Origin of the sequence: Rhizobium leguminosarum bv. viciae (assembly GCF_012276115.1) — a bacterium.
GTDB classification, from domain to species: Bacteria; Pseudomonadota; Alphaproteobacteria; order Rhizobiales; family Rhizobiaceae; genus Rhizobium; species Rhizobium leguminosarum_T.
Genome location: NZ_WIEU01000033.1, coordinates 1 through 13,482, shown reverse-complemented (window position 1 = coordinate 13,482; position 13,482 = coordinate 1). Strand labels below are relative to the sequence as shown.

The 13,482-nt window shown below is 53.4% G+C and carries 9 protein-coding genes and 2 pseudogenes; 1 reads left to right on the top strand and 10 read right to left on the bottom strand.

Annotated elements, in window-relative coordinates:
- Positions 1–217: 217 nt before the first annotated feature.
- From GFM02_RS32750 to gmtY, 9 genes are all read right to left on the bottom strand, one after another.
- Entirely contained in the window at positions 218–2,257 is a 2,040-nt protein-coding gene (locus GFM02_RS32750; RefSeq protein WP_168324009.1) for a hypothetical protein, read from the bottom strand.
- Positions 2,238–2,597: a hypothetical protein gene (locus tag GFM02_RS32745; protein ID WP_168324008.1), complete on the bottom strand. Its 360-nt coding sequence runs from the start codon at positions 2,595–2,597 to the stop codon at positions 2,238–2,240. The genes GFM02_RS32750 and GFM02_RS32745 overlap by 20 nt, the downstream gene beginning before the upstream one ends.
- Before the next feature lie 134 nt (positions 2,598–2,731).
- Positions 2,732–3,649: a hypothetical protein gene (locus GFM02_RS32740; protein ID WP_168324007.1), complete on the bottom strand. Its 918-nt coding sequence runs from the start codon at positions 3,647–3,649 to the stop codon at positions 2,732–2,734.
- A gap of 440 nt (positions 3,650–4,089) precedes the next feature.
- Complete coding sequence (locus GFM02_RS32735; RefSeq protein WP_168324006.1) at positions 4,090–4,749, bottom strand: ribonuclease HII; 660 nt, start codon at positions 4,747–4,749, stop codon at positions 4,090–4,092.
- Complete coding sequence (gene gmtX / locus GFM02_RS32730) at positions 4,749–5,423, bottom strand: gamma-mobile-trio protein GmtX (protein WP_168324005.1); 675 nt, start codon at positions 5,421–5,423, stop codon at positions 4,749–4,751. The genes GFM02_RS32735 and gmtX overlap by 1 nt, the downstream gene beginning before the upstream one ends.
- A 4-nt stretch (positions 5,424–5,427) precedes the next feature.
- On the bottom strand, positions 5,428–7,575 hold the full coding sequence (locus tag GFM02_RS32725; protein WP_168324004.1) for an AAA family ATPase: 2,148 nt from the start codon (positions 7,573–7,575) through the stop codon (positions 5,428–5,430).
- Positions 7,572–7,919, bottom strand: coding sequence for a hypothetical protein (locus tag GFM02_RS32720; RefSeq protein WP_168324003.1), 348 nt, complete (start codon positions 7,917–7,919; stop codon positions 7,572–7,574). Before GFM02_RS32720 ends, GFM02_RS32725 begins: the two co-directional genes overlap by 4 nt.
- A 32-nt stretch (positions 7,920–7,951) precedes the next feature.
- Positions 7,952–11,119 carry a VPA1269 family protein gene (locus GFM02_RS32715; RefSeq protein WP_168324002.1) on the bottom strand — a complete coding sequence of 1,056 codons (3,168 nt, stop codon included), beginning with the start codon at positions 11,117–11,119 and terminating at the stop codon, positions 7,952–7,954.
- Positions 11,109–12,551: a gamma-mobile-trio recombinase GmtY gene (gene gmtY / locus GFM02_RS32710; protein WP_246792559.1), complete on the bottom strand. Its 1,443-nt coding sequence runs from the start codon at positions 12,549–12,551 to the stop codon at positions 11,109–11,111. Before gmtY ends, GFM02_RS32715 begins: the two co-directional genes overlap by 11 nt.
- A gap of 124 nt (positions 12,552–12,675) precedes the next feature.
- On the opposite strand from gmtY, the pseudogene GFM02_RS32705 reads away from it, so the two are divergent.
- Positions 12,676–13,233: pseudogene (locus GFM02_RS32705) on the top strand (ribonuclease HII); the annotation flags it as partial.
- Positions 13,234–13,375: 142 nt separating this feature from the next.
- Here the strand turns inward: GFM02_RS32705 and GFM02_RS32700 are convergent.
- A pseudogene (locus GFM02_RS32700) lies at positions 13,376–13,482 on the bottom strand (IS110 family transposase); the annotation flags it as partial.

The following is a 13,482-nucleotide window of genomic DNA, read 5'->3' as shown; positions in this document are numbered from 1 at the left end:
GCCAGTTGACGAATTGTTCTTCAATCGCCTCTCGGCGGCCCTCTTTCGCTGTAAGCGCAGTTTCACTCGCACCTTGACCAAGCCACTGGTGAGAAATTTCGAAGACTGCTGCTGTATCGGTGATGGCAAAATGCCCAGCACAGCCATGAAAACAGGGTTTCGCGCTCCATTAAAAAAAGTCTCCGCTAGCTGGCATAGTTTTCGAACAGTTAGAAAATCAAGCGCGTCTTTGCACAGTATAACCAGAAAATTCGAGAATTCTGGCTCCAGAATTTCTCAAATCTGCGTCAAACCCGGCAATTTTTTCAGCTGTTGCAGCGACAAGTATCTGAGCGGTCTTCTTGAAGCCAGCCGCTTCAACGAGGAATGATCTTACATCTTTGCTCTCAATTGCCTGTTGATCAGGCTCATCGAAGGCAATGAAACCGGGGTGGTTTGTCTCAAATTCCAACGAGACATCGAGCAATGCCAGATAATAGCTCCACTTCATGCGAATTGCGTCGCTTGCAGACATCTCGAAACCGAGTTCGCGGGAAACATACTCGCCTGATTTGTCGCGGATAATCCCGTACGGTCTGAAATCTTCCTGGGAAATGTGGATTTCGGACGCTGGAAAAGTCTTGAAACTAAAATCGCCTAACCGCTGCTGAAGCCGAGTTTCAAAAAACTTGATTTTGCTTATGTCGATGTCGCTGAAATCGTCGCTCTTAACGGCGGCTAATTCCGGCCGTAGGGCGTCAATTGCATCGGCAATAGCTGCGAACCTGTCAACCATCCCGTCCGCTTCGCTCTGCATCGACTCGAACCTCTTCAGCCGAGATTGCAGCCGAACAAGCTGTTCAATCAATGAACGGGCAGTAGAACCGGATGGACGCCGGAGAGCTTCGCCAAGCTCGCGGATACGGGACAATTTCTCAGAAAGCTCGCGAGCAACAGAGTCGTACATTAGGCGGAGGTTGTTTGCATCTGCATCCGATGCGTTGGCGCTGGCCTGATAGAGTTCGATCTGGGAGCGGATAAAGCGAATGTTCTCCTCTATAGCCATGCCCTTGACTTCAGCGACCGGCAACAGCTCTCCGTCAAGTTCCTGATGACAGGTCGGGCATGTGTGGTCAGAGACAGCCCTTCCGAGCCGCGATCCAAATTTCTCAAGCTTTTGAGCGTCCAGGTTTCGTCCCAGGTCGTTCCGTAAGGCTACGATCCGACTTTGGAAACCTTGTATTTCGCTTCGGGTTATCGCCATATCGGCTCTCAGTTCGTCGACACGGGCTTCCAGGCTGGAGACGTCATTTTGCGTTTCAGCTAGTTCAAGCTGTAACGCAGGAGCCATGTCCTGTGTCGTCTGAAGATCGGCGGCCTCCAGTTCGTCTACCCTCGATTTTGTGTAATCCACGGCCTCGTCAAGTCCGAGCCACTCATCTTCCACATACACCTCGACGCCTATCGAAGGGGCAGACGAAAAGCCCTTTACCGGTTGAGATGGTATATTCTGAAGGCGGCTGAGATTACCTAGTTTTGATATTAGGTATTGCCGAGCCTGAGACCATTCGGTTTCCAAACCGCTTATCTGCTTCTGTAATTCCAATCTCCGCCGCCGCTTTTTGCCGACGTCTAGGTCTAGCAAAAATTCCATCACGCGTCGGGGTGTATCTTGAATTCTCAGAAAGGTCGGGAATGGTCCTTGGATAGCCGACCACCCTCGCTTTTGCTCGACGAAGAGCATCGGGAAAATCGCAGCAAGGTACAGCGGTATCTCACGACCATCGAACGTGCTGACCTCCGGCAAATCCCATCCGATGAACGACGATAGGAAATAATGGAAGCCGTCTTCTCGCTGAGCCGAACCAGGATCATGAAGAAAGAAATCTCGCCGAGATTCCGCGCCATCCGCAGCCGTGATCTTTGCTCGGACGAGACGGGGATCGTTCTCGCCCCTTATGACGCGATGAATAGCAAGCTTCTCTCCGAGACGATTTTTGAGTTCAATTTCGACGGAGGATTCCAAAATAGGATAAGAAACCCCATCAGGTATCTCTCGAAGGTACTCGGTGAGCACATGGCCGAATGGCGTCTCGACGCGTGGCCCGAGCATTCGCTCTAGCCCCAATCCATACAGAACCGCTTGTAGGCAAGTAGATTTGCCTGATGTGTTAGGCGCTTTCACGACATTGAGCCCGTCCTGCAAGTCAAGCTCAGCGCCAAATTCGCCTGATGCGGTCGTAGCGTGAATAACGACCTTAGAAATTGAGAACCGCATGATCCGCCTTAACCGTGAGAAATTCAGGAACGCGACCCTCCGTCAGCTTTGACGACAGCGAGCGAATTCTGACCTTCTCCTGTTCCATTATTTCCCCATCGTCGTCGATCTCCTTCGCAACCGACTGGCCTGTCGGTGAAAGTTCAACGCCCAGGCGATTGCCGACTGTCGACCAGTGCAGCAAGTTCTCACCAACCATCAAGTCCAGCGCACGACCGAGAGCTGGTTCGACCTTGATCCGCCATGCACTTATTGCTGCTGAACCAAACAAGATATCTTCAAGAAGGTCAGCATCGCTCTGCGAACGCACTGCATCGTTCATAATATAGAGCCTAGCCATAGAAGATCGCCTTGCGCGGCTTTTGTTGAGAATAAGGAGGTTTAGCGCGAAGCGCCACGTTATCCGGAGGTCTCCAGGAACTGGTGACGGGCGTTCCCGAAACAAAAATGGTGTATGAGGCTGAAGGATCGCCATTACTGTTCACCATCAAAGTCGAGCGGGCAGCGCATAAGCCAGTCGCTTAGAGTTCCTGCAGACAAGTCTGATATTGTCGCATGGGCAACCGACGGCAAATCCTTCGCCAAACCCTGCTCGATTCTCGTCAGGCTTTCTCGCAAGTATTCACTTGGAGACGCTGTGCCAGATGATCCCAAAAGTTCAAGCCGGTTCTCCTCGGCATTAATGGTCTGCCACGCCCGTTCCCATAAAACAGGATGGTCCGTCTTCAACGAATCCAACGTATTCTCGCGCTTTATGTGGTTTTTGATATAGCTTTTTCTGACAGTAACCCGGCGAGTTTCTGAGAACGACGGAAATGCGCGGCGAAGCTTTTGATCTAGGGTTGTGACCAAAGGCGTGCCTTCTCGCGAACTGACAGCCTCGTCAGTAGGAGCTGCAACTATCAGATCGGGACCGATAGGTAGGTCCCGAAGTTGCGCTATTTCTTTCACAAAGTCTTCCTGGCAGTGCACCAAGGCTTCGAAGTCTACCGACAGAAAAGGTAAAGCCAAATCCCGTGCTTTCACACCTTTTGCGCGTACGTGTGAAACAACGGCCTTATCATCCAGAAATGGACACAGCAATATCCACCTATTGCACCTCAGCTCTTTCAAAATCTCTGAAAGTATAGCCTTGTTTTTCTCTAATTTCTGGAGATCGCGCGTGGCCTTTTGCTTCATCGCGCTGCTGGACTTCGCGGTATTCCCCGGTTCCTCTGGGGCGTAGCATTGATACAAACAGCCACCGACCGTAAAAAATTCCAAACCCGCATCGCCCTGTACGCGATCTGGAACGATTTGCACATTCTCAGAGCCATGACGCAACTGGACGAGAAGGAGTGCGTGGCGCTGCCATGACTTGCCATCCCAGTTCCGTCGAAATGTCGGTTCCATACTGTGCTTTCTGGAATCTCTCTTTTGGATTTGCTTGCGAAGCTTTTTACTATGGCGGCCGACTGGCGAACCAGTCGTGAGATTCCCGGAGGGCCAATAGATTAGTATTTTGGCCTACTTTCAACTGTTACGCGCGAAGTTGTGAAAGCCATCCACAATCGACGAGATCGTAATTCAGTGGCAGACCTGAAATTTTTGATTCTGGCAAAACGAGCCCATCGAAGATGGAACGGAATCCGCCTCCTGGCGGATACTTTTTATGCATGTTCTTGCCCTACTGCGAGCCTGCCATGACGCCGATCCATGTCAATGGCTAAAGCCATTTCCCTTCGGTGACATAAATCGGCTCACATGGCCTGCAAGGCTTATCGGGACGGGGAACATCGATGGCTGCGAACGTTCGATCCTCCGAAAGGATCGAACAAGGAACTGCCGTTATTCTAAGCGTAAGATAGCGGTTCAGCTACATCGACGAGAATTGGTCTTGGGGCCCGGAGATCAAGCGAATACTGAGCTACGGGAGCGTACGAGCGGCGGTGGTGCGGGGTGGTGCCGTGGTCTTTGATTGCACCAAGATGATGCTTAGTCCCGTACCCGGAGTTGCGCTCCCAGGCATAAGCCGGATATTTTGTGGCGAGCCTTGCCATAAGGCCGTCCCGAACAGTCTTTGCCACTATGGAGGCCGCCGCGATTTGAGGGACTTTGCTGTCTCCCTTTATGACAGCCGTGCATTCGGACGTCATGCCAGGCGGCACATCTACCCCATCAAACATCACCGGAGAATCGATCTGCAGCCTGAGAACGGCTCGTCGCATGGCGTCCAAGGTCGCATTTCGGATGTTGCGAGCATCGATGACACTAACCGAGTTGGCAGCGACCGCGATATTACAGTGTTCACGTATCCAACCGGCCAATTCGATACGCTTTCCAACCGATAGGTTTTTGCTGTCGTCAAGTTCGCGTAGAAGCTTACGCGGCACAACTTGAGGATCAAACCATACGGCGGCAACAACCACCGGACCACATAGCGCTCCTCGGCCCACCTCGTCGCAGCCAATGACCACGGGGTATTTCGATCTGTCTCTAGCGATGAAAGGCATCAGTCTTTGGTGTTCTCCGTCAGTTTGACGAGCGCTTGTTTGAAGCCCGGGGGAGCGATTTCTAGCTTGCCCCTATAAAGAAGCGCCCCGGAGGCCTCGTCAATCACGCAGTCTATTTCTGACAAGTTTGCTTGGAACTCCCGTACCGCGTCAATTTCGATCTTTGTGAATCCTAAGAATTCCGTGGAAGCAGGGTTTTCGGTGACAGGAAGTGTCCCGAGCAACTTCATCGGCTGCAGCTTCTGGAATTCCGAGTGCAATAAGTCGAGACGCCGCTTGAGACTGCGGTTTTCGGCAAGCAGCCATTTGACCTGAGCCGCGATCTTCAAATCATCGATACCGCCAATCAATTTCTCATCGTCTGATGGTTCGCCGGACTTTCCGTTGTCGCTGATCGCACAGTAAGCGCTGATCAAATCACGAAAGTCCTTTCCCTCGACATTTCTTATCGATTGGGCCTTTGGCACCGAGAATCCAAGTGCCGCAACTGCTCCTGCAATGGCAGCCACTGACGTTGCATTTGATTTCACGGAAAGAAGATGTCGGAGGGTGTTGTAAAGATTCCTGAGGGAATTTAATCTCCGCTGATTGTCCGTCCGCGACACGATTTCGCCGTAGAGTTTGTCGAGAGCGTCACTCTTCTGATTAGCTTCACCCGGCTTCGCATTCGTCATCAGATCAGGCTCCGATTGAAGTGAAGTGGTGTCGGAGACCCACCTGGCGCTGATGTGATATTGGAGAGGCTGCAACAGCACGGTCGAACACAGAACGCTCACCGATCAGGAATACCTGTTTTTGGCCACGGCTAACGGCTGTCAACAGCCATGTGCGATCCAGTAGCTTACTTTCCACCACAGGGATTATGACGCGCTTAAATTGGCTGCCCTGACTCTTATGGCATGTGATCGCGTAGGCAAGCTCGACATTCTGAAGGTAACTGAGAGGTATGACAATCCGCCCACTATTGAACTCGGCCTCCAGTTCGCCGCTTTCAGTCTCGCGTATAACGGTACCGAGGTCGCCGTTCATGACAGCGATATCGTAATCGTTGCGCATAGCTATGATGGGCTCACCAGCAAAGAACCGTCCGCAGACAAGCTGACGGCCACCACTCATTAGTGTCTGAAGCCGCCGATTGATCTCGACGGTCCCCACTGATCCTCTTTTGACGGAACCAATTATCTGGGCTCTGCCAATGCCGCCGAGGTCGGCGAGCACATCCATCATCTGATCGAATATCCCATCCGCACCGGCTTTCAAAAAAGCAACGCCTTCACGGTTTGCCAAGCCAGCAAGCAGGCGGGGCGGCTCTCCAGATCGGATAGCCCTACACACTTCGGGAATGCCACTTTCGGCGGTTTGCCGCATTACCAGCGTCAGCTCCGTTTTCTGAACTCTTGGCTCATCGGCCAGGATATGAAAGGTCAAACCGAACCCGATGGGTGGCAACTGACCAGGGTCGCCTACGAAAAGGACCCGGACGCCAGGTTTGAAGTGTGACAAGAGCCGATACAATGTTCCAAGGTCGATCATTGAGCCTTCGTCAAGTATCACTAAGACACCGTCGCCGAGTTCGATTTCGCCCTTGTCCACCTTAACAAGAAGAGCTGCAATCGTGAACGCTGCGCGGCTCGTGGCATCTCTCATCCGCTGCGATGCGCGACCAGATAAAGCTGCTTGATGAACGACAAGGTTCATCTTTTCCGCTACCTGATGAATAGCCTTTAGGACCGTTGTTTTACCCACTCCGGGTCCACCCAAGAGTAGTGACACACGGTGCTGCACGGCAGAATGAACCGCGTGACGTTGCTCTACGTTAAGCGCGTAGCCCTCAGAATGGTCAAATCCACTAAGTTCGGCATCTATTTCAGCGACGCTCAAATGTGGTCGCAACGCAAACTGGGCGGCTTCAAAATCACCAGCAGCCATTGATGATAGCCGCTCAGCACAGAATCGCTCCATTATCTCGCATCCGGCCAATTCGAAGCCGTCGCCCACAGAGACAATTGCGCCCGCATCGACGGCAGCTTGCACGGCACCTCTTGATGCTGCCGCAGTCCCACCTAAGTACCTGCGCCCTAGCTTCATCAGTTCGCCGGTAGCCGTCCATGTGTGATTTGCGTGAAGTCGCTTGATCAAAGCAGCTTCAATCGCCCCGACCATGCGCCGAGTGTCATTATCAGCGACTCCCATGTTTCTCGCAGCACGATCAACGCTGTGCCAGTCAGCAAACGCGAGCATGCGGTAGGGGTCCCGCTGCAAGTGCCACACCGCTGCCCCGAGCTTTTTCGCATCCTCGGCATATTCGGCCGGGACATCTAGTCCGCTGTAGATCGCGATTATCTTTTCTGCGAGCCTTGGAGGCAGGTCGACGGTCGTCAGCCAGCGGTATGTGTTCGCCTCTACCCCTAGACCCGACCATCCAGACACAAGCATTTCCGACAATTCGGCTCCCAACACCGGAATGAACGGCAAGGCGCTTCCATCGTCCAGAAGCGTATATATCGCTTCTCCATACTGGTCCCATAAGCGTTGGGCCTTAGCCACACCTATTCCTGGAAAGGATTTTCCCCCGCTGACCGTTTGGATGAACAGGCGTCCGGACGGACGAACTGGCCAGGCGTGTGTCATGATCACTTGACGGCCGTACTGCGGATGTACCTGCCACCGGCCGGTGATTTCCCAGGTCTCACCGACAACTGGTTTACGTCCAAGTACATGCTCGCTGTCGACGAACCTCACAGGCTCGCCTTCGATGGTCTGCGCAGAGAAGATTATCGGTGGCTGAGATCGCAAAACATTGGTTACGGCTACGGTTTGCGTCATCGGGGCAAAAGTCCGGTGGAGGCCATGTGACGATCAATATGTTCATACCGTTGCAGTCGCTTACGCAGCTCGTGAACCTCTGCACGCGCTGTGGTGAGCTGATTTTCAAGCTGAAGTATACGCTGTGACGCCCAAGCAGGAACCTCTAATTGAGGTGCTTTGCCCTGTTCAGGCATTGCCAAACCCTTTTCTTGAACCGCCTTCGCGATCATCCCAGCCGCTTCAGGTCGATACAAAAATTGTCGGTCTACACCCGCGCCAAGCGCCACAGCCGATAGGTTCACCTTTGTACCACGGCCGGGAAGGCTTCTGCAGGCTAACAGCCAAGCTTCGAGCTTTGCCAAGTTCTGAAGGCCAATCTCCTGCGTAGATATCGTCATCTCGCCGCCCTTCGCTTGTGGCTGATCGCCGCGATGTCGACCCCGGCGATACGCTGCTGAACAAAGTCATCGAACTGATGACCAGCACCCAGGTCATCCAATGCGTGACGGCCCGCAAGCACATCTTCGGTATTGGGATTGCCAATTATCGACCGCAACAGGTTCGCGGCCTCATTGCCAATTGCAACTAATTGACGATCTGTCAGCGTACCGAAGACAGGTGTCCGGCCGTTCTGCTTCAGCATTATATCAAACATCTTGCCCCGTCGAATGGCTGGAAGGCGTGCGTCAACATTGGGATAGAACACCGACGACTGACAGATGCGGTCCCACATTTCGAACTCGGTTGATTCTTCGAGAGACACACGGAGATCACCAATCTGCCCGTTCAGGACTAGCGCGTTTTTGTTGTTGTTGTTTGCCCGAGCTTCAAGAATTTTCTCTGTTTTCTGAATTAGACGTAACTGACTTACCCAGGTTTGTGACAACGAATCCAACTTGGACTGGGTCGTCTGGACCGCCTCATCCAACGTCACAAGCTCGGCAGAGATTTTCCGATCTATTGGGCTCGTTCCGTGCTCGGAAACGAGAATACGACGGTTCGATTGGGTCTCTTCAAGGAAACCAAAGAGTTCACGGATTTGACCACCTGTCTGATTAAAGGCAGCAACCAAACCACCGAGGTAAGCCGGACCGGTCACGAAGAAGCGGCATACCGGACAGTTTTTCGCGAGACCAGGCACTGGCGCGTACACCTGTTTTCCCTCATTGAGCAGAGGACCGCCTTTGTCACAGAGCGTTGCGCCATTCGGGCATACCCCACCAGCCATAGGAGCCCAAAGGGAAGACTGTGTAGCCTTCGCCGCGAGCAAGCCTTCTTCGCTGTTGTAAGCCGCAATCTCGTGGATCAACTCGGCTGGTTGGCTTTTCAGGAATGCGTCCCAATTTCCCCGTTCGTTGGCGCTCATTTCCTCTAAGGCGCTGTCGAGCACCCGTGTGATCTCTGCAGCGCCCGGTTTATGATAGTATAAGGTCATCAAGATTGTCGCGTGCCCGGCGACAAACTCGCTGAGGATGTGGATAGGGACACCGGCATTGATGAACGCAGTCAGCCCAGATACTCGGAGCGAGTGCATGTCGAAGATGCTGCTTTTGGGGCTTCCCGTCTCTCGGTAGGTGACAAGTTCGATTTTGCTGCCGTCACTGTTCCTCTGGCCGCCATCATCAAGGCGTCGCTCAAGCTCCGCTACGAGCACCCTCCAAAAACTCTGAAGCCTGCCTTCGGTAGGCGGCTCATGAGGGAAGTCGGGATCAGCCGCGTCCCGGAACAGAAAGAAAAGCTTGTCTAGGCGCTCCGCAAGATCGTTGGACACCACCAACTTCTTGTCACTTTTGAGTTCGGCGCGAGAAAGGGGCCTCCCGACAGGATTATATTTTGCTTGCCAGTCGCGCAGCCTACAAAATAGTTGCATCACCTCGGCATTTTCCCAAGGTATTTCGTAGCCGCTCTCTGTAAACAGCTCGTCGCGATCTTGCGTCTTATTGGTGGTAATAAACAAGCCATTGAACTTGCGACCGCTGTGATGATCCCAGATACGGCGGATAAGCCCCGTATCTCGCCGGTCAGTCTTGTTCGTGGGAGCATGCCGACCTTTGTTACGTTTCCAAATTCGATCAGATGTCCAAACGTCGAAGTCGCCCTCTCCGCTGTCCAGGAGGCGTGCTTGTAGTGACCGAATTGGTAACATCAACCGCAGTAAGAAGAATTCAGCTCGAACCGGGCTCCAAATTCGTGACCGTTGTCCCGTCTTAGGTTCAATGTGATCCAGGTAGTCCGCCGAAAGTGTCTTCGGCCACGCGAAGTTGTCGCCTTCGATGATTTCCCTGATCATATTCAAGAAGCGCAAAGGCATCGCTGCGCGATCAGTTTGGCCCTTTGACCTACTTTGGGTAGGTAGGTCCTCGGTATCGACCGGATTCCGATATTCTCGATGGGGAATACCATCCTCATCGGTACCCTCAGTCGCGATCACCCAGTCAAAAAATCTGGCGATGCTCCGAAGCGTAAACGACGACCTACTCTCCAGAACGTTGCGGGCTGTATCTTGGAACGATGCAAGCGAGACTGCGGGTCTGTAGCTCCGACTACAATATTCGATTGGGGTGTCAGGGACGTCTGCCTGTTCGATAACATAGTCCAATAGCAGATTTAGATGCCCAATTTCATATCTAAGACCAATTCGATTTTTGATCGATCCCAGGAAGTCAGTTGCTTGCCTACGCCAGATTTCGACGCGCTGCCCACCCCGACTGATCGCCCAGGCGAACGTTTCGCTCGACCGATCTGCGCCCTTCTGTCTGATAAATATCTCGCGATACGACTGAGGTAGAGCCAACTCCGCTTGCTGATTGCCTCGGTAGGTCGTGCGCTGCAGAGCATGGATTTCGTCGCAAACTCCGTAGACGATAGTCTGATGATTGCCCTGCTTTGCATATGGTTTGAAGAGTTCGAAGACCCCGTAGTCAATATCTCCGATTTCATCGGGCTGCGAGCACGCAAGCAAAAAACGTAGCAACGCTATTGCTTGGCCGGAATGCTTGAGGGGTGCAGACAGGCTTGCCAGCACATCAGCCATCTCTCCGAACAGACGGTCGGTCAACTCAATTACGTACCCGCCCCTTACGTCTGGGGTTTGGCGGTTCCAAACATGGGAGCCAGGAAAAGCGATAAGCTTATGCTTCCAAAGAATGAACAAGAATTCCCCAAATCGCAGAGGACCAGACATCTTCTTTCTCGGCTGGCGTCCGCGAGACGCAACAAAGTTGCGTAACTCAACAACGAAGCTTTCGAGCATTGGAATGGCACTAAAACCATCTGTCGCATTCAAGATTCCGTCGATTAGATCAGCAACCTCTCGGCTGTAACCAAGTTTCGTAGCATCGGGATTGAGCCGAACCTCAGCTGGTACGTACGACGCCGATCTAGCTAGATGGCTGAGATGATCGTTCCACGAACGGGATGCTGCTTTGATGGTAGTCTCATTCCAGCTTGGAAGAACGCAATAGCGATCAGCGTTATTAACAAAGATGGACCGACCGGTTATCGTCGACGTCACTTGCGTCGGGTTCGTATGCCAGTTCTCGGTTCCCTGCTCATGCCGCATCAAGGGTCAACATCCTTTCAAGATTATTGAAGTCATCTGTCTTGGAAAGGCGAGCCCGGCCCGCTTCCAAAGCACGGCTCACCTCCAAGGCATCAGGCAGCGTATAAACTCCCTGAGAATTGAGGGACTTATGATGCATGCATGACTGAATGATTTTGTCCGAGATACCTGCGACCTCTAGGGAGTGGCCGTAGGCGTGGCGTAGCCCATGGGTCGTCGTCCCTTCGGATTTGCTGACTTCAAACCCAATACGTGCCATCGCTGCGGCATGATTGTCGTAATACGCTGACAGCGAGTACATGGAGCCAAAGTTCTCCCCCTTGTCCAGGTTGACGAAGAGGTAGGGGTGATCAAGCTTACTCGGCAGAACCTCCCGCACATACGCCTGATAGAGCTTCCAGAATATCTTTCCCCAGATTGTCGGAAACCATCGAACGACAGCATAGTAATGAGGAGGCCCGACATCGAGCATAAGCTCTTTCCAACCCGCTCGCCTTTTGTCAGTTCGCCGGTTACGCGGAATAAGTCCATATTTGGTTCTCAGGAATTCAGTCCGCGTAGCATGAACAATTTTGCCGGTGATAGGATCAAGGTGACTAAATCTGCCTAGTTCTGGATGGTAAAGTCGAACCTCCGCCAAACCTGAGTTGTCTCTGGCTTCCAGAATATCGGTCACATACAGGTGAAAGGGTTCGCTTGATCGGAGGCCGCCGAACCTTTGCAACACAAAGATCATCAAATCCCGAAGATTGTATCGGTCACTGAGCCTCGAACCCTTTTTGCGTCGCGTGTATCCATCACTCAGCAAGCCCTTCAGGGCGGCAGGTGGAAACCGTGGCGGGCTTAGATCAGTCACTTTCGGCGACCGTGGCGACTGGATGGCCCTGGAAAGACTTGCCTGTTCTCTCTCGACCTTCGAAACACCGAGATGCTTCAGCAATGAATGTTCGTTGCGAACATCGAGTTTCCGATAAGCCGCTACTCGCTCTTGGAAAGTTGCCGCATTTGTCGGGTTGAGCGCGACTGTATCAAATCGCTTGGCGCAATAATCTGAGAATACGTTCACAAATGAGAGGGTTTCAGAGACCCGCGACCAACTCGACGGTGGCCAATACAGTCCAGTGGGGTCGTCACCCTCTGGCCCAATTGTACCGGAAAGCAATGCCTGGACGAAGTCGCTAAGATAAGTGATCGGTTGATGAGGACGCTCGGCATCTCGGACCGCGTAGAGATAATCATAGAGGCACCCGACCGCTCTGCAAGCCTTTGCTTGCCAGTCCAAGCTCCTGTTACTGTTGCGAGGCGTCTGGAAGAAATCGATAAGGGCAACGAGCGGACCGCTCTCGGTGATGACCACTCTAATCCCAGCGCGTCTACCCTCAACCGGAACGGTGACTGCGTCGTGAAACCGTGGAGTAACAACCCGTCGCATCCGACCCCCTATCGTATATTCGTATATGGGTAGGATATATCGTCAACTAGCGCAATAGGGTTGACATATCTCATTTTAAAGGCACCATTCCCCTCTAATCGTATAACATCTAAGCTGGTAATTTGGGCCGCTGGCGGGACCCGTCGTGGCGGCCGCCGTCATTCTCGATCCGAAGCGCATCCCTGAGGGGCTGAACGATTCCAAGCAGCTTTCGGCGCAACGGCGCGAGGAACTGTTCGTGCAGATTCTGGCGACTGCGACCGTCTCCATCGCCTCCTCCAGTTCGACGCGCATCGACGAGACGGATATCCGCAAGGCAAGCCTCGACGCCATGCGCCGGGCCATCTGCAGCCTCGCCATTCCGGCCAGCTACGTGCTGACCGACGGGCTCGACGTGCCGCCCGGCCTCGATTGCCCCGGACAGGCCGTGGTCAAGGGCGATGCCCGCTCGGTCTCGATCGCCGCCGCCTCGATCGTCGCCAAGGTGACGCGCGACCGGATGATGGCGCGGGCACATCATGTGTTTCCGGATTATGGCTTTGCCGCGCATGTGGGCTACGGCACGGCGCAACACCGCGCCGGCATCGAAAGGCACGGCCCCTGTTCGCTGCACCGGATGAGCTTCAGACCGTTGCGCAAGACCGAGGACGGTTCCGAGACGGACGAGCTGCTTTCCGAATAGATCGCCCAAAGAGGACCGGGCAAATGAGAAGGCCGTGCATGCTTTCTGAAAGGGGCGCGCGAGGAACGGAGGGGTTGCTGCATGTCCTCTTCTCCCCTCGGGGAGAAGGTGCCGGCAGGCGGATGAGCGACTATCTGGGTTGTCAAGTTGCATATTCGAATTCTCTTCGCGCATCTCGTGCTTTTGCATTGAGAATGACCAGGAGTTTTCGGGCGAGCGCGATGCGGATGACCATTTTGGGTTTGCCGG

Excerpts from the sequence above, each read along its gene's own strand:
- gmtX (WP_168324005.1), bottom strand. The coding sequence starts at position 5,423 with ATGACGAATGCGAAGCCGGGTGAAGCTAATCAGAAGAGTGACGCTCTC.
- GFM02_RS32715 (WP_168324002.1), bottom strand. The coding sequence starts at position 11,119 with ATGCGGCATGAGCAGGGAACCGAGAACTGGCATACGAACCCGACGCAA.
- gmtY (WP_246792559.1), bottom strand. The coding sequence starts at position 12,551 with ATGCGACGGGTTGTTACTCCACGGTTTCACGACGCAGTCACCGTTCCG.
- GFM02_RS32750 (WP_168324009.1), bottom strand. The coding sequence starts at position 2,257 with ATGCGGTTCTCAATTTCTAAGGTCGTTATTCACGCTACGACCGCATCA.
- GFM02_RS32725 (WP_168324004.1), bottom strand. The coding sequence starts at position 7,575 with ATGACGCAAACCGTAGCCGTAACCAATGTTTTGCGATCTCAGCCACCG.
- GFM02_RS32745 (WP_168324008.1), bottom strand. The coding sequence starts at position 2,597 with ATGGCTAGGCTCTATATTATGAACGATGCAGTGCGTTCGCAGAGCGAT.
- GFM02_RS32740 (WP_168324007.1), bottom strand. The coding sequence starts at position 3,649 with ATGGAACCGACATTTCGACGGAACTGGGATGGCAAGTCATGGCAGCGC.
- GFM02_RS32735 (WP_168324006.1), bottom strand. The coding sequence starts at position 4,749 with ATGCCTTTCATCGCTAGAGACAGATCGAAATACCCCGTGGTCATTGGC.